This window comes from Novosphingobium sp. BL-A-41-Hi4B-X5A (assembly GCF_055521705.1).
Map to the genome: position 1 here is coordinate 472,847 of NZ_JBVFVT010000002.1, position 21,691 is coordinate 494,537.

The window sequence follows — 21,691 nt, forward strand, 5'->3', positions numbered from 1 at the left end:
CTCCTCAGTCGAAGTTGGCCTGTCCGCCGTCGAGCGGGATGGTCGCCCCCGTGAGGTAGGCGAGGTCCTGCCTCGCGAGCGCGACCAGCGCGCGGCCGATATCGCCTTCAAGACTGCCGACGCGGCCCAGCGGGATCGTGCGGAAAAAGGCCTGCGCTTCTTCGGGATTGTTCTCGATCCACCACTTGAGGCCGGGCGATTCCGCGTGCGGCGCGATGGTCAGCACGCGGATGCCTTCGCCGCCCCATTCGGCCGCCGCGGCGCGGGTCAAACTGCGGATCGCCTGCTTGACTGCGGCGTAGCAGCCATAGCCGGTCATGTCCCAGCGGATGCCGGCCGAAGAGCAGAAGTTGAAGATGGTGCCGCCGCCGCGCGCGGCGAGGTGCGGGCGGGCGAGCTTCATCAGGCGGTGCGTGGCCAGCGGCCCGCTTTCGAATCCCGCAAGGAAGGCTTCGTCCGTCACGTCCTCGAGCTTGCCGAGCGGCACTTCCTGGGCATTGTTGACGAGAATATCGAGCCCGCCGAACGCGGCGACGGTGCGCTCCACCGTCGCGGCGAGATCGGCGGCGGACTTCACGTCGCAGGCGACGGCCAGCGCCTTGCCGCCGCGTTCCTTGACCATGTTCGCCGTTGCCTCGACCTTGGCCAGCGTGCGCCCGGTAACGACGACAGAGGCCCCGGCGCCTGCCATTGCCAGCGCCACGCCCTGTCCGATTCCCTGCCCGGCTCCGGTTATCAGGACGACTTTGCGGTCAAGATCGGTCATGCTTCTCTCCAGTGGCGCGAAGCGTCTTGCGGCCTCTCGCAGACCGGGTTGTTGCCACGACCTCATGCAAACTGCAAACCATAATCTGAACGCACCTTATAGTGTAAGTGCAGTATGTGGCTTTGTTTGCGTAATGAGTGGCTAATAGTGTAACGCAAAGTGCGGTCCGCTTGGACTTGCCCAATGCGCCTTGGCGTGCCATGCTGAGGGCGTGGGAGATGATCGCGATCGGTCCGCAAATCGCTCGCGATTCGGTTTTCAGGATCACGAAAGCGCTGTCCCGAACAAGGCAGAACGGCGCGGTGATCAAAAGGAGTGATGCAGATGGCAACCTCGAAAGAGTATGGCCTGGGTGAATTCGATTTTCCGCGCGGCTGGTTCATGATCGGAACTGCCGCCGATGCCACGCGCACCCCCGCGCCGATCCGCTATTTCGGGAAGGATCTGGTGATCTACCGGGGCGAGAGCGGCAAGCCTTACGTGGTCGATGCCTATTGCCCGCACATGGGCGCGCATCTGGCGAAGAACAGCACGTCCTACATCGTCCGCGATGGAGAGCATGTTGAAGGTGAGTCGATCCGCTGCCCGTTCCACGGCTGGCGCTTCGGCACCGATGGCGCGTGCAACCACATTCCCTATTCGGACTTCATCCCGAAGGCGGCGAAGCTGGGCACTTATCCGGTGCTCGAACGCGCCGGGATCATCTGGATGTGGCACGATCCCGAAGGGCTGGAGCCTGACGTGGAACTTGCCAACTTCGGTGGCCATTATGGCGAGCCGGGCTGGGTCGAATGGAAGATCGACTACATGGGCGACCTCAACAGCCACGGCATCGAGATCGTCGACAACATGGCCGACTTCGGCCACTTCGTGCCGATCCACGGCGCGACTGACTGGCAGTATTTCGCCAACGAGTTCATGGGCCCACACTTGCACCAGTACTACAGCGCCGGCCACCGCACGCTGACGGCGAACCCCGAGGACGCGCTGGTGCTGGACACCTGGTACGAAGGGCCGGGCTTCCTCCAGTCGGAAATGGCCGGCACGTTCGACAGCTTCATCATGATCGCCAATACGCCGATCGAGGATGGCGTTTCGCGTTCGTGGCATGCGCTGATGGTCAAGGTTCACGACGGCAGCCGCGAGACGACAGCGGAAGACCGCGAGATGGCGCTGGCCTATCAGGAAGGCAGCCGCCTCGCCTTTGCGCAGGACGTTGAGATCTGGGCGAACAAGCGCGCCTGCATCAACCCGCTGGCGATCCCCAAGGACGGCCCCTACGCCAAGGTTCGCCTGTGGTACCGCCAGTTCTACAACCCGCGGGACAAGGCGCCGGAAATCCAGGGCCGCGTCAACGGTCTGCACGTCACGCTCGACAAGCGGCCGGGGCAGAAGGTGGCCTGAGAACACAGGGCTTCCAAGCAGGAGCCAAGGGAGAGATCATGGGAAAGCTGGCAGGCAAGGTGGCGATCGTCACCGGGGGTGCGCGGGGCATGGGTGCGGCGACGAGCCGGCTGTTCGTGGCCGAGGGCGCGAAAGTGGCGATTGCCGACGTGCTGGACGAGGCGGGCGAAGCGCTTGCCGCCGAGCTGGGCGATGCGGCGCGGTTCTTCCATCTCGACGTGACCGACGAAGGCAATTGGGCCGCGGTTGTCAGCGACGTCGAAGCGACGCTGGGGCCGGTCGATGCGCTGGTCAACAATGCCGGCATCCTGATGTTCAAGAGCCTGCTCGAGACCTCCAAGGCTGATTACGAGAAGGTCCTGGGCGTCAACCTCGTCGGCGAGTTCCTGGGCATCAAGGCGGTGGCGCCGGGCATGATCGCGCGCGGGCGCGGCTCGATCGTCAATATCTCGTCAGTGGACGGGATGAAGGGGGCGAACAGCCTCGTCGCCTATGCCTCGTCCAAGTGGGGCGTCCGGGGCCTGACCAAGGTGGCGGCTATGGAGCTGGGCCACAAGGGCGTGCGGGTGAATTCGGTCCACCCCGGCGGGGTGGATACGGTGATGTCCAATCATACCGGCGCAGCGCGCGAGGAAGTGGACAAGGGCTATGCCAACGTGCCGCTGCAGCGCATCGGCGGGCCGGAAGAAGTGGCATCGGCGAGCGCTTTCCTCGCCAGCGACGAGGCGTCTTATATCCATGGCGCCGAGATCGTCGTTGACGGCGGGATGACCGTGGGCAGCTATTACATGGGCTTCCCCGGTTCACCTGGAATGTAGCACCAGCCCTTGCGGCTGACGGGCTGCCTTTGCAGGCAGCCCGTCCACATCAGATCTTGCCTTCCTTCAGCATCTGCACCGCATTGTGCGCGGCGCGGGCTGACATCGCCATGTAGGTGAGCGACGGGTTCTGGCAGCCCGACGAGGCCATCACCGCGCCATCGGTGCAGAACAGGTTCGGCGCCTCGTGCGCCTGGTTCAGGCCGTTGAACACCGAAGTCAACGGATCGCGGCCCATGCGGGCGCTGCCCATCTCGTGAATGCCCAGACCCGGCGGACCGGGTTCGGTGCGCTGGTAGACGACCGTGCCGCCTGCCGCCTCGATCATGGTGCGCGCATCGGCCTGGATCTGCTTGGCCATCTTCTTCTCGTTCTCGCGCAGCTGGACGTCGATGTGGAGCAGCGGAATGCCCCACTTGTCCTTGCGCGACTGGTGCAGCGTCATCCGGTTCTCAGGATGGGGCAGCATCTCGCCAAAGCCCGAGATGAACGCCATCCACGGGCCGAACTTGCGGTTGCGCTCCTTGATGTCCTGGCCGATTCCCACGGTAGCATCGGGCTTTCCGCCCTGCCGGGTAACTGCACCCTGATAGCCGTAGCCGCGCACGAAGCCCTCGCCTTCCTCGGTCACGTTGCGATAGCGCGGGATGTAGATGCCGGTGGGACGGCGGCCATGATAGTAGCTGTCGGCCGGGTAGTGCGGCATCAGGCCGGCCGTCGCCAGCGCATACATGTGGTCCATGATGTTGCGCCCGACCTGATCGGACTTGTTGCACAGCCCGCGCGGGTTGGCCTCGTTTGCCGAATTGAGCAGGATCTGCGCCGATCCAATGGTCGATGCGTTGAGGAAGAACAGCTTGGCCTCGTAGGTCCGCCCTTCCATGGTCTTGGCATCGATCACCCGCACGGCCGTGATCTTGCCACTGGCCGGGTCCTGCACCAGGCTGTGCACGATCGCATCGGTGACGATGGTCAGGTTGCCGGTGCGTTCAGCCGCGGGGAAGGATGAGGACAGGCTGGTGTGGTTCGCCCCGAAGCTGCAGCCGCGTTCGCAGATCGAACGGTTCTGGCAGCTGGTGCGGCCCAGTTCCTCGTGATGCGGCTGGGCGACCGAGAGGTTGGCATTGCGCCCGATGATCACCTTGCGGCCCGAGAACTTTGCCTCAACCGATGCCTTGAACAGCTTTTCGGCGTCGTTCATTTCCCATGGCGGCAGGAATTCACCATCGGGCAGTTGCGGCAGGCCTTCCTTCGATCCTGCCACGCCGATGAACTTTTCGACATGGCTGTACCACGGCGCAAGGTCGTCATAGCGGATCGGCCAGTCTACGCCGTGACCGTCCTTGGCATTGGCCTCGAAGTCCATCGGCGAAAGGCGATAGGCTTGCCGCCCCCACATGATCGAGCGCCCGCCGAGGTGATAGCCGCGAATCCAGCTGAACGGGCGGTCTTCCGGGGTGGTGTAGGGATGATCGCTATCCTTGACCCAGAACTGCTTGGTCGCGGCATTCATGGCATAGCACTGGCTCTGCACCGGATAGTCGCGTGCCAGTTCTTCTTCGGGCACTTCGTTGTTGTTGGGCAGCTCCCAAGGCATCTGGGTGTCGTTGTAGTCGGTGACGTGCTCGACCTTGCGGCCGCGCTCAAGCACGAGGACCTTCAGGCCGCGTTCGGTCAATTCCTTGGCGGAAATGCCCCCGCTGATACCCGAGCCGATAACGATGGCGTCAAACATGAATCAATCTCCGCTCAGAACGGACCAAGGCCGAGGTAGGGCCGGGATTTCGGGGTAAGCTTGACCGATGCCTGGTAGGGGCCGGGCACGTGGTCGTAGACCAGTTCGTGCTCGCTGCCGGTCGGGCTGTAGTAGTACAGGCCGATGACCAGTTCCTTGAGCCGCTTGTATCCGGCGTCGGTTGGCACGGTACCGGTCTGGAGAAATGCCGCCTTGTTGGCATCGAGCGGGGCTGTCGGCTTGAGGGCAGCGGCATCGTGGGCACGCAGCACGGCTTCGCGCTCCTTGGCCGAAAGCGCGGCGAAGCTGCGGCCCTTGGCTGCTTTGGCGGCGGAATCGATGCGGTCGAGCGCTGCGAGGATCTCGGCGCGGGTGGCAGGCGCGGCCCAGTTCTTCAGCATCGCATCAAGCCGGGCAGGGACCTGCGCCGCAAGTGCGCCCGGGGTGTCGGTTACGGGCAGCATCGTGTCGGCCACGCTGGAAAGCAGCGCAAAGCGAGGGGCAGGGAGGAAGGGCGCTGTCTTGCCGGCAGGTGCCGCAAGTGCCTCGACCGGAAGCGCCGCCACGCCGAGCAGGGCAGCGAAGCCGGCCATCATGCCACGGCGATCGGTTTGGGGGAGGTCAATCATCGGCAGTCTCCGTGTTCTGGCTTGCTTCTTGGCGCCGGTCGGAAATGACAGGTGTGGACATCAGGCCTGGTCCCAGCATTCGCGGATATAGCGGTGCCCTTCGGTGTAGACCTCTTCGGGGCTGCTGAAGAAATCGCGCCAGACGCGGGTGGCGGCGGCGAGTTCAGGCAAGCCCTTGCCGAAGGCCTCGATCGTCAGCCAGCCAACGTAGCCCGTCTGCTTGAGCACGGCGATGCTCTCGGCAATCCTGGCATGTCCGTGCCCCGGCGTGCCGCGATCGTTCTCGCTGATGTGGACATGGGCGACATGGCCACGCGCCAGTGCCGTGCGCAGCGCCGCGACCGGGTCCTTCTCTTCGATATGGGCATGGAACGTATCGTAAAGGATGCCGAAGCCCGGTTCATCCAGGCGGTCGAGATAGGCGCTGGTCTGCTCGCAGGTGTTGAGCAGGTAGCATTCGAAGCGGTTGAGGGGTTCCAGCGCCAAAGGCAGGTTTGCCGCGCGGGCGCGTTCGGCCACTGCCCGGTGCACCTCGGCGCAACGCTCAAGCTCGGCCTCGGTCGGCCCGGCCCCGCTGAACAGCCCGAGCGGCTGGAACAACGGTCCGGCCAGAACCTGCGCGGCCAGCGCTTCCGCGCAATCCATCACACGCTCAAGATGCTGGATCGCACGGGCGCGCACTGCGGGATCGGGTGAAAGCGGGTTGTGCGCCTCATCCGGAATGATCGCCGTGGTGGTGCGCTTCAGCCCGATGTCGGCAAGGATGCGGCCTAGTTCGGCGTAATGCGTGCTGTTCGAGACATCGAACAGCGGGATTTCCACCCCATCAAAGCCGGTATCCTTCAGTGTCTGCAGCAGGGGCGCGTCAGCTGGCGTGACATGCCCCGTCCACAGCATCAGGTTGATGCCGACTTTCATAGATCAGGCCTTTCCGCTTTTCCGCTCGACCAGGCGCACAGCAAGGAAGATGAAGAACAGCACCACCGGAATGACCGCAATGGTCTGGAAGCTCTGCTCGGCCGCGTAGGCAAGCACCTGCTGCAGGGCATCGCTGCCGGGCTGAAGCGCAGCGAAGGCTTCTTCGCCGCCGGCCTTTGCGAGCTTGGCCCTGTCGTAGATCGCGCCGAGTTCGGGCAGAACGAAGTAGATCGCCAGCGCACCAGCAAAGCCGACGAGGCCGATGCCCCATGGGCCAGAGCGCGGATAGCGCCGCGATACTGCCGCCAGCATGGTCGGCCACATGAAGCATACGCCGAACGCCCAGACCGTTGCCGCCAATACCGCAGTGACCGGCGAATTGGCCACCGACAGCAGGTAGAGCCCCAAGGCCGCAGGCACGGTGCACATCAGCAGCAGGCCCATGTCGGAGAAGCGGTGTTCAAGCGCACCGGCGAAATGGCGCATTACGAACATGATTGCAGAGACATAGACCAGCACAAGGATGCCCGGCATGCCGACGGTGTTGGTCAGCGTCACATCGACCCAGGCGCCCGGTGCCAGTTCGCTCGACGCGGTCAGGAACATGATCGCGAAGAAGACCCAGAAGCTCGGCCGCTTGAACGGCTCGGTCATCATCTCGCCGAAGGAGACACCTGCCACCGCGCTTTCGGTCTGCGGGAATTGATGGCGGGACGCCCAGATGGCCAGGACCACTCCGGGCACTAGGCACAGCCCCACCAGCGCCTGCCATGGCAGGTCGAGCGACTTGAAGAACAGGACCGAAAGCAGGCCGCCAAAGATCAGCCCTGCCGGCCACCAGGCGTGCAGTTCGTTGAGCTTGCCGGTCTTCTGGTCAGGAAAGAGCGAGGCGACAACGGGATTGATCGAAGCTTCGGTCGCTCCCCAGCCGCAACCCCACAGCACCATGGCGAGGTTGAGCACGAGCATGATCGAGGCGGGCGGAGCGTTTCCAGCCAGCAGGACAAGGAGCGGGCCGAGGATGAAGCAGGCCGAGGCGAACAGGATCACCTTCTTGGCGCCCAACCGGTCGAGAAGTGGCGAGATGACCAGCAGACTGATGGCGAAGCCAAGGAAAGAGTTGCCGAGCACGACGCCGATCAGTTCGCCCGAATGCTGCGGATCGATCGGATCGAGCAGGGCGGCTTTCATTGCTCCGGCCGCGCCTGCGCGCACGGCGTTGGCCAGTGCCGCACAGAACAGTGCAAGGACGCAGATCCAGAAGATCGATTTCCTGTTCTGGGATGTGGTTGCCATCAAAGTATTCCCCGCCCGTTCCGTAAGTTGCTTTGTTTCACTCGGCTGCTTGCGCCGACCCCGTGGCGTTGGCGGCATCGCCGCCACAGCCATTGCCAGCGCGCTTCATCGCCCATTGTACCGCGCCAGTGAGGAACTGGCGGTATTTGGGATCATTGTAAGTCTGGGCGGTGTGCCCGGCGGCGGCGTAGAACACGCGCCCCTGGCCCACGCATCGCCACCACGCCACCGGATGGTCCTTGCCCATGACAAGCTCTGTGCCCATGAACGACCCCGGCTTGTAGCTGCTCTCGTCGATCGTGGCGAGAACGGTCAGCCCCGGAATGCCGCGTGGCGACTTGTCGAAGGAATACCATTCATCGACATGAGCGAACCTGTCAGGCAGTGTCGCGGTCGACGGGTGCGCATGGGTTTCGATGTTGACCGCGGCGCTCTGGAACTGCGGGTCCATGGGGTGGCCGATGAAATTCGTGCCTATCACTGAAGTCACGTACCAGTCCCACGCCTTGTGCGAATTGTCGCCCGCGCCGTGGATGCCGACATAGCCGCCGCCATTCTCGAGATAGGCCTTGAACGCAGCGCGCTGTTCGGGTGTGAAAACGTCTCCGGTGACGTTGGAGAACACCACGGCATCGAAGCGGGCCAGGATTTCAGGGCTGAAGGCCGCACCGTTCTCCGTCTGATAGAGGCCCCACCCGTTTTGCCTGGCCAGCGTATCGAACATCTTGGCAGCAGCAGGGATCGCTTCTTCGTGGCGGAACGCGTTGGTCTTTGAAAAGACCAGCACGGCGGGACGCGGGATATTGGCGGGGATCTGCGGCGGAACTGTCTCGTAGACTTTGACACCGCCCAGGAACACGCGCTGGATCAGGTCCCAGTTGCGCCACGCGATGACCGCAAACACCACGGAGGCGGCCAGCAGCAACAGGCCAAGCACCTTCAGCACCTTGCGCAAAACCACTCTCCCCGCGCTTTCGATCCTGTTGGACCTGATTTAGATAGCGCTGTCAATCGAGTTCGTAGCCCGCAGCAGCGGCGGACGCAATAGCATGCGCTTCAGTCGCGCAAGTGGCGTTCGATCGCCTCGTCGGTGAAGCCGACTCCGCGGCAGCAGAACCACACGGCGTCGCGGATCAGCTCTGCCTCGTTGCCATGGTAGGGCGAACGTTCGACATTGGTGGCCAGCACGTTGAGCACCGTGCCGACGTGTTCGGTGAACAGTGAAGTGTTGGCCGGCGAAATTTCCCGGCCGATGACTTCTCCGGCGTCGCGCGCGTTCTGCAACGCGGCGGTGATGCGGTGGTTCATCAGTCGCTGGGCGCGACGGTAGACGAGCGTCGCAAAGTTCGTATCGCCGACGAGGCTGGCGAGAAGGAGGCGGAAGCCTTCCTTGAAACTCGGCTCGCTCGATCCGACCACGATGGTAAAATAGGCCTTGAGGTTGCGGACGATGGCGCGTCCGTTAAGCTCTTGCAGTGTCAGGGTTTCGTAGCTTGCGTCCTGTTCGCGGATCACCTCGCGCAGGACGGCACGGTAGAGCGCTTCCTTTGAGGGGAAGTGCCGGTACATCAGCGCTTCGGAGACGCCCGACCGCTTGGCGATTTCCTGCGTGCGCGCCGCTTCATAGCCACTCTGCGCGAAGATGGCGCGGGCATTGGCGAGAATGAGCGCCTTGCGGTCTTTCGCGGGGAGGCGGGTGCGTTTGGTCACGCCCTCCGACTAGGGCGAAACGCTGGTTCCGCGCAAGGCCATTGCGCAGAAACGGCATCTTGCGATTACGGGATCAAGCGGTAGCTGCCGGGTTCCGGGCGGCGGGTGGCGTTGAAGAAGTCCACCAGACGCCACGGCCACGACAGGAAGACGCGGCCTTTCGAGTTGTTGTAGTACGAGTTGGCGCGGGGGTGGGTCCAGATCATCTTGGGCATACGCTCGTCCACCTTGCGGTTCCAGGCATCGAAGGCGTTCTTTTCCACTTCGAACGCGCGGGCGCCGGCTTCGTTGATCCGGTCCAGCGCCTCGATGATCCAGTTGACCTGCGCTTCGGAGATCAGGTTCTGGCCAGCGGCGTGGTTGGGCGCGCTGTTGGGGCCGACGGTGTGGAAGTAGTTGGGGTAGCCCGGCACGCACATACCGAGGTAGCTGCGTGGATCTTCCGCACCCCATTCTTCGCCCAGTTCACGCCCGCCTTCGCCCTTTATCACCAGGTTTCCGACCATCTGCGCGACGTTGAAGCCGGTAGCGCAGATGATCACGTCGCATTCGAAGACAGAGCCGTCCTTGGCTTCGATGCCGTTCGGCAGGATGCGGGCGATACCCTGTGTTTCGAGTTGGACGTTGGGCCGGGCAAGCGCATCGAACCAGCCATTGTCAAGAATGATGCGCTTCGAGAAAATCGGGAAATCGGGCGTCAGCTTCTCGATCAGGTCAGGCCGGTCGGCGAAGCGCTGCTGCATGTAGCCGAGCGCGTACTGGCGCGTCATCTCGTTGCCTTCGGAAACGGCGAGCATGTTGCCCTCCCACGCCGGGTCCTTGAGCACGTTCGAGAAGAGGCCGTCGGCCGCGGCCCAGTAAACGCGGAAGCGGAACCATTCCTTGAAGGTGGGGATGTTTGCCAAGGCCCACTTCATGCCCTCGCTCACCTCGTGGGCGATTTCCGGATTGTAGAGCACCCAGTGCTTGGTGCGCTGGTAGACGGTGAGTTCGGCAACCTCCGGCGCGATGGCGCCACAGAGCTGGGCCGAGCTGGCCCCGGTGCCGATCACGGCAACGCGCTTGCCCTTGAGATCGAGGTCAGCGGGATAGGCGGCGGTGTGGACAACTGGTCCTGCGAAGTCAGACAACCCGGCGATGTCCGGCATCTTGAGGCGATTGACCGGGCCATGGCCGTTGATGACGGCATTGACAACGAGGTTTTCGCTGGTGCCATCAGCGTTGCGGACAGTGACAGTCCATGTGCAGGACTTCTCGGCCCAGACCAGCTTCTCGACCGTGGTGTTGAAGCGGATGTCTCGGCGCAGGTCATACTTGTCGGCAACGCCGGTCATGTAGCGCTGCATGTCGGCGCCATGCGGGTGATAGTGCTGCCAATCGGGCCAGATTTCCCAGCTGAAGCTGTAGAAGTGGCTGGGCGTATCCACACCGACGCCGGGGTAGCGGTTTTCGTACCAGGTGCCGCCGACTTCGGGGTTCTTCTCGATCACGACGAAGTCGTAGCCCGCCTCGCGCAGCTTGGTGGCGGCGGCCATGCCGGTCATGCCCGCGCCGATGACCAGAACCTTGAACCCGGCCTTGGGGGCAGGGCGGTCGGCCAGCTTGCTGCGGTCGATCCATGGACGGAAGCCACACTGGTCGTTCACCAGTTCGACGAATTCGGTGTCGACCGGTTCGCCCACGGTGACCGACATGATGCGCTGCACGAGTTCATCTGACGGCTCGTTGCTGGCGAGGCCTTCGCCGGTGGTCAGCAGGTGGCGCAGCTTGAGGCGCAGGGCGTCGGCGAGGTCGTCAGGGATTTCGGTTGGCGGATAGGAGAACGCGGGACGGATATGCGGTGCGAACCGCTCCAGCATGTCCACATCGTGCGAAAGGTGAACATAGGCGGCGAGCAACGTCGGCACATTGGCTTCATCAAGCGCGCGGGCAAGCTCGGGGTCATTGGCCAGAGTCGTGAAATTGGTTCGCTCTTCCAGAATCGCGGCCATGCAATGTCTCCCGTTGTGATAAGTGGGCACTTACATTGTTCGCCGGACATCGGGAAGATGGTTTGTGCGGCAGTGGTTGACCGGAGCGTGAAAATAATTGAACAGTAGGGAGCGATTATAGCGGCCGGAGCGGCGTGAAGTGGCGATTTGCACCAAGAAAACCATCTTCCTGACCGGCGCGACCGGCAACATGGGCAGCGCGACGCTGGCGGAACTGGCGGCCAGGGCCGACCGGTTCAGGGTCCGCGCTCTGGTGCGGCCGGAGGAGCAGGGCCACCCGGTGGTGAAACGATTCGCCAAGCACCCTGCCGTCGAATGGCTAATCGGCGATCTGACAAGCGCGCAGGACATGCGTCGAGGCATCGAGGGTGTGGATCAGGTGCTACACATCGGCGGCATGGTGTCGCCCTTTGCCGACCGCTTTCCCGAACTGACGATGCAGGTGAACGTAGGCGGCGCGCGCAACATCGTTGAAGCAATCAAGGCGGCCGGACAGGCTGAGACAACGGCGCTGGTCTATATCGGAACGGTCGCGCAAACCGGGCACCGCAATGCGCCGGTGCACTGGGGCCGCACCGGCGATCCGATCAAGATCAGCCGGTTCGACCAGTATGCGGTGAGCAAGACCGAGGCCGAAGCCATCGTCGCGCAGAGCGGCTTGAAGCGCTGGGTTTCGCTGCGCCAGACCGGGATCGCGCATCCGGGAATCTGGAAGATCTTCGACCCGATCATCTTCCACAATCCGTTCAACGGCGTGTTCGAATGGGTCACGGTCGGGGATTCGGCGCGGCTGGCAGCGAACGCCTGCGAGGATGCCGTGCCCGAGACCTTCTGGAAACGGTTCTACAACATCGGCGGCGGCGATAAGCTGCGCGTCACCAATCATGAGTTCGCCCGCATTACCGCAGGCGCGCTGGGGCAGAAGGATGCCTTCGCCAGCTTTCGCCCGCATTGGTCCGCCACGCGGAACTTCCATGGCCAGTGGTATGCCGATTCCGACAGGCTGGAGGAGGCGGTGCCGTTCCGTTCGGAGACGCTCGAGGATTGGGCGCGCGGCATGGTGGCGAGCATGCCGGCGCCGGTGCGCCTGATCGCGCGGTGGTTTCCGGGCGCGGGACGCAGCCGGATGGAGAAATTGGCGAAAGGGCGGGGCGGCACGCTCAACTGGATCGCCAATGACGACCGCGAACATATCGAAGCCTACTTCGGATCGCGCGAGGCGTGGGAGAAGCTGCCGCGCGACTGGGCGGATTTCCAGTTCCGCGAGCCTTCGCGAGAGGTTTCGCTCCTCGATCATGGATACAACACCGACATGCCGGAAGGGGACTGGACGGCCACAGACCTCAAGAGTGCTGCGCAATTCCGTGGCGGTTCGTTCCAGGGGGATTCCTGCGAGCCGGATCAGCCGGCCGCGTTCCGTTGCGCGCTCGGCCACGATTTCACGATGACGCCGCGCCTCTATCTCAAGGGTGGGCACTGGTGCCCGACCTGCATGGTCCATCAAACCAGTTACGACGAGAACAAGGCCGCAAATCCTTTCTTTGCCCAAGTTTGGCCCGACATGGATTGAAAGAGACGCGGCGGTCGCATTGGCCGCCGCGCCCAAGGTTTGCGCGGATCAAGACAGGGTGAGGTCTTCGCGCGCAGGATGACGGGTCCATTTCCAGTAGTCGGCGAGGCGGAACGGGCAGGAGATGATGTTGCGACCCGCAGAGTTGAGGTAATAGCTCTTGGCCTTGGGGTGGGCCCAGATCATCTGACTCATCTGTGCGGCAACTTTCGCGTTCCAGGCATCATAGGCTTTGATCGTCGGCTCCACCTTGCGAGCCTCTTCGGCGACCATCATGTCGAGCGTTTCGACCATCCAGTTGATCTGCGCCTCGATCACCATGTTGACGCCTGCAGCATGATTGGGCGCGCTGTTGGGGCCTAGCACGAAGAAGAAATTGGGATAGCCCGGCGCCATCACGCCGAGATAACTGTAGGGGTCGTCCTCACCCCAGTCCTCCTGAAGGCGGCATCCGCCCTTGCCAACGATTTCGAGATCGCCGGCGACCTTGGCAATCTCGAACCCGGTGGCCAGTGCAAGCACGTCAACCTCGACGCGGGTACCGTTCTTGAGGACAACCGCATCCTTTTCGATGTGATCGATCCCGCGCGTCTCCAGCGTGACATTGGGCTTTACCAGCGTATCGAGCCATCCCCCGTCGGCATCGAGCACGATGCGCTTGCCGAATATAGGGTAGTCGGGGACAATCTTCTCGATCAGATCGGGCCGGCTTGCCAGCTTGGTTTGAATGTACTGCAAGGCGTAGTTTCGCACCGCATCGTTCTGCGCGCTAATCGAGACGTTCTGGTTAGGCCAATCAGGCTCCACCTTGACATTGCCATAGAGTCCGTCGCCCGAAAACCAATAGACGCGGAAGCGGAACCATTCCTTGTAGTGCGGAATCTCGCGTAGAGCGAAGCGGACATTGTCGTTGACGTTCACATTGATGTCTGGATTGTTCAGCACCCAGTGCTTCGAGCGCTGGAAGATCGTCAGATGAGAGACTTCGTCGGCAATGGCAGGCGCAAGCTGCGCCGCACTGGCGCCGGTACCGATCACGGCAACGCGCTTGCCCTTCAGATCCACCGATGTGTCCCATCCCGCAGTGTGCATTTTCGGACCGGCGAATGATTCAAGGCCGGGAATCTTCGGCATGGACCAACGGTTGAGCACGCCATGGGCGAGGAGCACGGTGCTAGCGGCCCGTTCGCTCGTCGTGCCGTCCTTGTGCCGCAGCTTGACGATCCACTTGGCGCTCACATCGTCCCAGATGGCGCCAGTTACGCGTGTTTCGAACAGAACGTTGCTGCGCACTCCATGGCGATCCGCCACGCCAACCAGATAATCCTGAATTTCCTGACCTTTGGGGTGGTAGTGGCTCCATTCGGGGTTGAGTTCAAAGGAATAGCTGTAGAAATGGCTGGGTGTATCCACACCGACGCCGGGGTAGCGGTTTTCCCACCAGGTTCCGCCCAGTTCGGCGTTCTTTTCGATAATCGTGTAAGAATAGTTGGCTTCTGAAAGCTTGATGCCCGCTGCGATCCCGCTCATCCCGCCACCAATCACGATCACGTCGAAATCCGACGGAGGCGTGGGACGACCGGGAATACACTTGCGTGGGACAGGCGGTTCGAAGCCCATCTGGTCGTACAACACGGGGATCAGGCCCGGATCGACGTTTTCGCCAACGCTGACGCTCATCATATGGCGTAGGAATTCCGGATCGAGAGGGCGAACCAGCGGCGGCAGCTCATGCGTTAGCAGCGCGAACAGCCGGTCGCGCAGGTCCTGTGCCATCGTGTCGGGCACGTTGCTCGGCGCATCGGCGGCGTATGCTGCCGCCAGATAAGGCGCGAAGCGATCGAGATAAACGCGGTCCTGAGTGAACGTCACATAGACCATAAGGAGCGTGGGCAAATTGGCATCGCGCAGTGCCAGCCGCAGGCCGACATGATCTTTGATCGGCAACGAAGCTGGCGTGGCTGAATTCGCATCAGACATGTGACTCTCCGGATCTTGATGTGAGTGAACGCTTACTTGATAACCGCCGGCAGTCAAGCGGCATCATTGAGAGAGCGAGATCAGCGCTGACTGCGGATGAGGTATGCGTTGCGAAAAGGCCACATCGTTACGCAAATCGGGAGCCTCATTGATACTTGTACCGCATAAGATCGCTTTTGAGCGAATCTGATTTGACGCACCCCTGTCAACTTGTTAGTTAAAACTAACTTCGGCGTGTTCGTATCGCGGCGACCGAGGGAGAGCGGTTCTGTTTGCAGATGCGGGCACGGCACCATTGCCGGCAAAATCCCGCTTTGCGCGCTCCCTCCATCGAAGCCGCTTTACGCGATCCGCGCCGAAATCAAGCCGAGCAATCGGCGCAACACCGGGCACGAACTGTGGCGAGTCGAACTTGCTGCTTCGGCCGTTGAGGGGAGGAAATATGAAGTTTGACAACCTTAAGTTCGTGCTGCTGCTTGGAGCAAGCATGCCCGCGATGACCGTGCCGGCTGCCGCGATGGCCTCCGAACCTGCAGAAGCCCCACCGCAGGCGGCAGAGGAAGGCCTGAGCAACGAGATCATCGTTACCGCCACCCGCCAGTCGCAGAAGCTGCAGGATGTGGCTATGACGGTAAACGTCGCAACAGGCGAGCAACTCGAAAAGTTCAAGATCTTCGACGTCAAGGATGTGGCACAACTCGCCCCCGGCCTTGAACTGACCAATACGACAGGCCGCAACAGTACCACCACTTTGCGGGGCATCACTTTCGATCCCGATCAGGGGACTGGGCCAGCCGTCCAAGTCTATTACAACGAAATTCCTAGTGACGCCCAGACCGTCTACACTGCGATCTACGATATCAAGCAGATCGAAGTACTGCGCGGGCCACAGGGCCTGCTGCGTGGTCTTTCTGCCCCGGCTGGTGCAATTACCATCGCCACACGCCGCCCGAACTTCACCAAGCCGGAAGGCTACGCCGAGCTAACCGGCACCACCCGCGACGGCTATAACGCGCAGATGGGTGCGTCGCTGCCCTTCTCGGAAAAGTTTGCCATTCGAGTCGCCGCACTGGTCGATGGCAATCGACTAAACAACGTGACCAACATTCAGACTGGCGAGCGCTCACAGAGCCGCACCGAGAGCGGACGAATCACATTGGGCTGGAAGCCGACCGACAGTTTTACGGGCTACCTGACGTACCAGTATCTCGAAGCCGACAACCGTCAGTTCCAGCAGGTCATCGGTTCCGGAAACGCCCCATATAGCCAGTACTTCAACATCCCGGTTCCAGGAGTTGGCGACGTTCCGGCCCCTCTCGCGGGCGTATTCATTCCAGACACGGCAATCCGTTCAGGGCCGGCGCTTACTACTGATGACTACGCCTCGGTGCAGGACGGCCGCTTCCGCAGCGTCAACAAGTCGCATCTGGTCAACCTCAACCTCGAATATGATCTCGGCGCGGCCACTGCGTCGTTTGTCGGGGCCTACCAGTCGAGCAACATCAAGACCGAGCGCGATCTGGACGCCACCAATGCCCTGCCGGGCTTTGTCCAGTATTCGAACGTTGATGTGCCGTACAAGGTGGTGACCGGTGAACTTCGCCTCAGCTCGAACAACACCGAGGGTCTGGGCTGGGGTCTGGGCGCGTTCTATACCAAGCAGACCGGGACGACTGTCGTAAACCAGGACGCTTCGCAGTTCTGGTATGCGGTCAACCCGAATGCGCTGGTCAACCTGCCATTCGCAGCGATCGGCCTGCCGAATGTTCCAGGCTTTACGCCGTTCCCGCTGCCAAACACGCTTGGCATCGCAACCCGCGTAAACGTACCTGTGTACAGCCAGACGTGGTCTTTCAATGCCAACCTGCGCTATCGCTCAGGACCGCTCTCGATTGAGGGCGGCGTGCGTTACTCCATCCTCAAAAACGTACAGACGACGCAGCTTACCCTGACTGGCGCCGTTCAGGATGGTCCGCGCGAGATTGTCCCCGTCAACCTGCAGCGCAACACCAACAAGCCGATCACCGGTGGCGTAAACATTTCCTACGCGATCATGCCTGACCTCAATGTGTTTGCTGCCTACGGCCATTCTTTCCGGGCGGGCAGCACGGGCGTTGCTCTGCCGAATGGCCTCTCGAATGACCTCATCCGCACCAACCCGGAAAAGAGCGATTCATTCGAAGCGGGCATCAAGGGCACCATATTCGATCGCCGGGTAAACTATGCGATTTCGGGCTACTACCAGAAGATCGACAACTTCCTGTCACGCTTCTCCGGGATCTATTATAACGCGCCTGCCAACCAGCCGCAGACCGGATTTTTCGACTTCAACTATAACGCTGATGCCACGATCAAGGGCGTTGAGGCCTCGTTCGACGGCCGCGTATCCGACAATTGGGATCTTGGCGTTTCGGCCGCCTACACCAAGGCGCGCTTCGACAACGCCCGTGTGCCTTGCACCGACTTTGCCGGGACCGGGGTGCCCAATCAAAACGGCACACCCAAGGTCACGGGCAATGGCAATGTCAGCTATTGCATCGCCAAGGGGCGTCTTGCCGAGGTTCCCGACTTCAGCCTGACTGCCAACACCGAATTGCGGCTGCCAATGGACAGCTTCACACCGTTCGTGCGCGCGCTGTTTACTTACCGGCCGGGCTTTGACTCGGAGCGAGCCCAGTTTACGTACCAGTCACGAGAACTACTGAACATGTTCGTCGGCGTGCGCACAAACGATGGCAAGTGGGAACTCGACGTATTTGCCCGCAATTTGCTCGATCAACGTCGCATCACCGTGCGCGGCCTTGGTCTCGGAACAGTCGACTCACTTATCGCCGGCACGTTCAATTCCGGCTACCGTCAGGTCAACATGACCAATCCGCGTGAATTCGGCGCTACGCTGAAGTTCAACTGGTAATTCCTTATCTTACTTGGCGAAATTTGCAGGGGCCGCTCGCAAGGTGGCCCCTGCTTCGTGTCGGTGCGTACAATGCTTGCGCGATGCACTTTGGGGCAAATGATCGGTTTTAGCAGTGATTTTGCGGCAAAGTTTCGCCTAAACTCTTTGCAAGCCGTCAAATGCGTATCATAAGAATCTTTGCGCTACGCATGGTGTTGCGCGAAGCAAAGAATTTCAAGGGGCATTGAATGTCGATCTCAGCAGGCACGCTCGATCTTGTTGCGGCTCATGCCGCAGAAGGGCGCAAGGCGCGGCGCATTTCGGACAAGGTGGTGGAAGCGCTGCGCGCGGATGGCTTCTTCCGGCACTTCACTCCGGTCAGCCACGGCGGGCTTGCAGGAACCCCGCAGGACTTCTTCCTCGACCAGATCGCCATTGCCGAGCGGGACATGAGCACGGCCTGGGCGCTGGGGATCGTTGCGGTTCACAACTATCAGATCGCGATGATGGACGCCGAAACGCAGGCCGAGGTCTTTGCCGATGGCCCAGATGCGATGATTTCGAGTTCCTACAATCCCGTGGGCGCGAAGGTTGAGCGCATCGAGGGAGGCTTCCTTCTCTCCGGGCGCTGGGGCTGGTCGAGCGGATGCCTCCACTGCAACTGGGTACTGCTGGGCGGGATGGTGGCCGAGGAAGGCCATCGCACATTCCTCGTGCCTGCAGGCGATTACCGCATCGACGACACTTGGCACACCATGGGCCTTCAGGGCACCGGATCGAACGATATCGTGATCGACACGCCGGTGTTCGTGCCCGAGCGCCGTACCCACAAGCAGATGGATGGCTTCCATGGTGTCCACCACCAAGGCAGCGGCGTCTATGACCTTCCGTGGGCGCAGGTCTTCATCCGCGTGGTCAATACGAGCGCGATTGGTGCGGTGCGCCACGCCATCGCGCTGTTCAGGGACCGCGTCGGCCTCAACTCCACCGACATGACCAAGTCGGCTGCGGACCCGGACGTTTTGGAACGGATCGCGCGCGCATCGAACCTCGCCGAGGAATGCCTGGCGATCATGGTCAGCAACTTCGAGGCGATGGAAAAGGCCAGCTGGAAGCCGAGCATCGAGGACCGCGTCCGCTATCGCTATCAGGCCAGCCTCGTGGCCGATCGCTGCATCGAGGCGATGGACCTGCTGATGGATGTCGCTGGTGGCCGCTCCGTCTATCTCGGCAGCGATTTTCAGGACCTGTGGCACGACGTGCGCATGTCGCGCGCGCACGTTGCCAACAACCCGGTCGGCTTCGCGCGCAACTATGCCAGCGTGCTGATGGGCGCAGAGAACCGCGACTTCTTCCTGTAAGTCGCGGTTCCCGCAGGCGCAGCGCCGATTACGCTGCGCCGATTCCGAGGTGGCGTTCGAAGAAGCGGGCCATGAGGTCGATCGCCTCGCGCGATTCCGGCAGGGCCACGCTGAACCAGAAGCCATGGGGCATAGCTTCGAACACGTGAAGGTCGGCATCGCGTCCAGCCTTGCGAAGGGCGCGGTGGAACATCGCCGCAGAACTCAGCACCGCATCGCGCGTGCCGGTGACAAGCAGCGTCGGCGGAAAGTCCGACAGGTCGCCCTTGATCGGGGCGAGCAACGGATCGTTGCGGTCCGCATCTCCAACGAATACCCCGCGTTCGCACTGCGGATTGTCGAGCTTGGCGCCGAGGTGGCCGTAGAAGCCGGACAGCGTCAGGTAGTTGAAGGTATCGCCCAACTGCGTCACATCTCCGCCCGCCGTGAACACGCCGCACGCGGCAGGAAGGGGCAAACCCTCCTTCTTGAAGCGCATGATCGCCATGGCCGTAAGGAAGCCACCGGCAGAAGTGCCGAACAGGACCACGTCCCTTGCTGCATGGCTCTTCAGCGCATCGCGATAGACCGCGACGATGTCGTCCACGGCAGCAGGGAAGGGGTGCTCGGGCGCAAGGCGGTAATCGACAGCGATTACCTCGCACCCGGTTTCGGCGGCAATCGGAATGGCTTCCACCAGTGAGCCAGAACCCATGACGAAACCACCACCGTGCAGGTTGATAAGCAGCTTGTCCGCATGGCGCGCGCCGCCCTCGGGCGTGATGCGGTGGCAGCGCACGCCGTCGATCGCGGTTTCTTCTATGGCGCAGGGATAGGCTTCAAGCGCCTGCTGGTTCAGCCATTCGAACATCGGCGCCAGCGGTTCGCGCATCAGCCACATCGGCACCGGGGGCGCGTCCTCGGGCATCTCCTGATTGGGATCGAAGCGCAGATAGGCCTTGGCCTCCTCGCTGATCGTGTCAGGTACGTCGAGCTTGATCCGGCCCAGATCCACGACCCCGTTTTCGACCTTGTAGCTACGCATTCGGCTTGTTCCTTTATGTGTGTTCGATCAGCTAGCAGCGAGCCGTTCGCGTAGGTCGCGCTTCAGCAGCTTGCCGTTGGCGTTGCGTGGGAGAGGTGCAGCTGCGACGTGGAGTTCATCGGGCACCTTGTAGTCAGACAGCAGTGGAGCGAGGTGCTGGCGAAGTTCGTCCACCGTCACCGTCTGGCGCAGATTGACAAAGCCGACGACACGTTCCCCCAGTACCGGGCAAGGCTTGCCAACAACGGCAGCCTCAATGACGGCGGGATGAGAGCAGAGCGCGTTCTCCACCTCAACCGACCAGACCTTGAACCCGCCGCGATTGATCATGTCCTTGAGCCGGTCGTGCAACGCGACGTAGCCTTGCGCATCGCGTGAGCCGACATCTCCGGATTTCCAGAAGCCGTGGACGAACTCGGCAGCGGTTTCATCTGGATCATTCCAGTAGCCTGGACTGACCATTGGGCCTGCCATCCAGATCTCGCCCTGTTCGCCCGGCGGCAGTTCGTGGCCTTGCGCGTCCATGACCAACAGGTCGCAACAGGCGACGGGCCGGCCGAGTTGATCCGAGCGCCCAGCGGCCTCGGTCGCGGGCATGATCACCGCGGGCGAGGTTGTCTCGGTCGCTCCGTAAGTGTTGTGCAGGGCAAGGCCAGGCAAAGCGGCATTAAGCTGGGCAATCGTAGAAACGGGCATGGGCGCTCCGCCGAACCCGCAAATCCGCCACTTGTGCAAGGCCCGACCATCAAAGTGCGGGTCCATCAGCAGCAGCGCGATCATTGCCGGGACGATCAGCGTGTAGGTCATGCCTTCACGCACGGCGACTTCAAGGAACCTTGCGGCCTTGAATTCGCGCATGATGATCAGGCAACCGGCCATAGCCACGCTGACACCAAGCAGCGCGACGAGGCCGGTGACGTGGCTTGCCGGGACGGCCAGCAAGCAACGCTCACCTTCGCGCAAAGAGTAATGATGCCGGTAGTGCAGGACCGAATGAACGAGATTGCAGTGCGTCAACACCGCACCTTTTGGTCTGCCGGTCGTGCCGGAGGTGAAGAGAATGACGGCAGGATCGTCCTCGTCCACGGGAGCGAATGCGCGTGGCGGGGCAGAAGGAAGGGCGACGTCGTCGGCCACCGCAAAGCGGAGCTTCACTGCGGCCGGGAGGTCGGGCAGCAGTGCGTCAGCTTCGTGAAACAGCGCCGCAGCGCCGCAAGCAATGAGCGCTTGGGCAATTTCAGAGGGGGTGTGGCGTATATTAAGAGGAACTGCGATCCATCCACCGAGGGCGCAAGCGAGGACGATTACCTGATATTCGAGCCGATTGGCGAGCAGGATCGCCACGCGATCCCCGCGGGCTAGACCTTGTGAGGCGAGGGCTGCTGCAAGGGTATGGACCGCCTCATTCAGGCCAGCATAACTCAGGCGTCGCTGCCCGTCGACCACGGCTTCGGCATCGGGCGTGCAGGCCACGGCTGCGGCAAGGCATCCAGCAAGGCTGCGCGGACGTTCAGCGAAGCACCGCACGACGCGGCCCTGATGGACCTCGTGACGAAGATCTGCATCGCCCACGCCTTTCATGCCTCGGCCAAT

General features: G+C 62.1%; 16 protein-coding genes. 5 read left to right on the forward strand and 11 right to left on the reverse strand.

Features of this window, described 5'->3' with window-relative positions:
* Positions 1-4: 4 nt before the first annotated feature.
* Positions 5-766: an SDR family NAD(P)-dependent oxidoreductase gene (locus tag ACZ1JY_RS17885; RefSeq protein WP_465130975.1), complete on the reverse strand. Its 762-nt coding sequence runs from the start codon at positions 764-766 to the stop codon at positions 5-7.
* Between the two features lie 324 nt (positions 767-1,090).
* On the opposite strand from ACZ1JY_RS17885, the gene ACZ1JY_RS17890 reads away from it, so the two are divergent.
* Positions 1,091-2,170, forward strand: a complete 1,080-nt coding sequence (locus ACZ1JY_RS17890; RefSeq protein WP_118075968.1) for a Rieske 2Fe-2S domain-containing protein — start codon at positions 1,091-1,093, stop codon at positions 2,168-2,170.
* Between the two features lie 38 nt (positions 2,171-2,208).
* Complete coding sequence (locus ACZ1JY_RS17895) at positions 2,209-2,988, forward strand: SDR family NAD(P)-dependent oxidoreductase (RefSeq protein WP_465130976.1); 780 nt, start codon at positions 2,209-2,211, stop codon at positions 2,986-2,988.
* A 49-nt stretch (positions 2,989-3,037) separates the two neighbouring features.
* Here the strand turns inward: ACZ1JY_RS17895 and ACZ1JY_RS17900 are convergent, their stop codons facing one another.
* From ACZ1JY_RS17900 to ACZ1JY_RS17930, 7 genes are all read right to left on the reverse strand, one after another.
* Complete coding sequence (locus tag ACZ1JY_RS17900; RefSeq protein ID WP_465130977.1) at positions 3,038-4,723, reverse strand: GMC oxidoreductase; 1,686 nt, start codon at positions 4,721-4,723, stop codon at positions 3,038-3,040.
* Between the two features lie 14 nt (positions 4,724-4,737).
* Positions 4,738-5,352, reverse strand: coding sequence for a gluconate 2-dehydrogenase subunit 3 family protein (locus tag ACZ1JY_RS17905; RefSeq protein ID WP_465130978.1), 615 nt, complete (start codon positions 5,350-5,352; stop codon positions 4,738-4,740).
* A 60-nt stretch (positions 5,353-5,412) separates the two neighbouring features.
* A complete protein-coding gene (locus ACZ1JY_RS17910) occupies positions 5,413-6,270 on the reverse strand; it encodes a sugar phosphate isomerase/epimerase family protein (RefSeq protein WP_465130979.1) in 858 nt (285 codons plus the stop codon).
* A 3-nt stretch (positions 6,271-6,273) separates the two neighbouring features.
* Positions 6,274-7,659: an MFS transporter gene (locus ACZ1JY_RS17915; RefSeq protein WP_465130980.1), complete on the reverse strand. Its 1,386-nt coding sequence runs from the start codon at positions 7,657-7,659 to the stop codon at positions 6,274-6,276.
* Entirely contained in the window at positions 7,604-8,512 is a 909-nt protein-coding gene (locus ACZ1JY_RS17920; RefSeq protein ID WP_465131563.1) for a ThuA domain-containing protein, read from the reverse strand. Before ACZ1JY_RS17920 ends, ACZ1JY_RS17915 begins: the two co-directional genes overlap by 56 nt.
* A gap of 110 nt (positions 8,513-8,622) precedes the next feature.
* Entirely contained in the window at positions 8,623-9,276 is a 654-nt protein-coding gene (locus ACZ1JY_RS17925; RefSeq protein WP_118075351.1) for a TetR/AcrR family transcriptional regulator, read from the reverse strand.
* Positions 9,277-9,341: 65 nt separating this feature from the next.
* Positions 9,342-11,267: a flavin-containing monooxygenase gene (locus tag ACZ1JY_RS17930; protein WP_465130981.1), complete on the reverse strand. Its 1,926-nt coding sequence runs from the start codon at positions 11,265-11,267 to the stop codon at positions 9,342-9,344.
* A 139-nt stretch (positions 11,268-11,406) separates the two neighbouring features.
* On the opposite strand from ACZ1JY_RS17930, the gene ACZ1JY_RS17935 reads away from it, so the two are divergent.
* On the forward strand, positions 11,407-12,837 hold the full coding sequence (locus tag ACZ1JY_RS17935; RefSeq protein ID WP_465130982.1) for an NAD-dependent epimerase/dehydratase family protein: 1,431 nt from the start codon (positions 11,407-11,409) through the stop codon (positions 12,835-12,837).
* 48 nt (positions 12,838-12,885) lie between these two features.
* Here the strand turns inward: ACZ1JY_RS17935 and ACZ1JY_RS17940 are convergent, their stop codons facing one another.
* On the reverse strand, positions 12,886-14,817 hold the full coding sequence (locus ACZ1JY_RS17940) for a flavin-containing monooxygenase (RefSeq protein WP_465130983.1): 1,932 nt from the start codon (positions 14,815-14,817) through the stop codon (positions 12,886-12,888).
* 442 nt (positions 14,818-15,259) lie between these two features.
* On the opposite strand from ACZ1JY_RS17940, the gene ACZ1JY_RS17945 reads away from it, so the two are divergent.
* On the forward strand, positions 15,260-17,731 hold the full coding sequence (locus ACZ1JY_RS17945) for a TonB-dependent receptor (protein ID WP_465130984.1): 2,472 nt from the start codon (positions 15,260-15,262) through the stop codon (positions 17,729-17,731).
* A 230-nt stretch (positions 17,732-17,961) separates the two neighbouring features.
* A complete protein-coding gene (locus ACZ1JY_RS17950) occupies positions 17,962-19,074 on the forward strand; it encodes an acyl-CoA dehydrogenase family protein (RefSeq protein ID WP_465130985.1) in 1,113 nt (370 codons plus the stop codon).
* A gap of 28 nt (positions 19,075-19,102) precedes the next feature.
* Here ACZ1JY_RS17950 and ACZ1JY_RS17955 read toward each other — a convergent pair whose 3' ends face one another.
* Positions 19,103-20,098, reverse strand: coding sequence for an alpha/beta hydrolase (locus ACZ1JY_RS17955; RefSeq protein WP_465130986.1), 996 nt, complete (start codon positions 20,096-20,098; stop codon positions 19,103-19,105).
* Positions 20,099-20,125: 27 nt separating this feature from the next.
* Positions 20,126-21,679, reverse strand: a complete 1,554-nt coding sequence (locus tag ACZ1JY_RS17960) for a class I adenylate-forming enzyme family protein (RefSeq protein ID WP_465130987.1) — start codon at positions 21,677-21,679, stop codon at positions 20,126-20,128.
* Positions 21,680-21,691 lie beyond the last annotated feature (12 nt).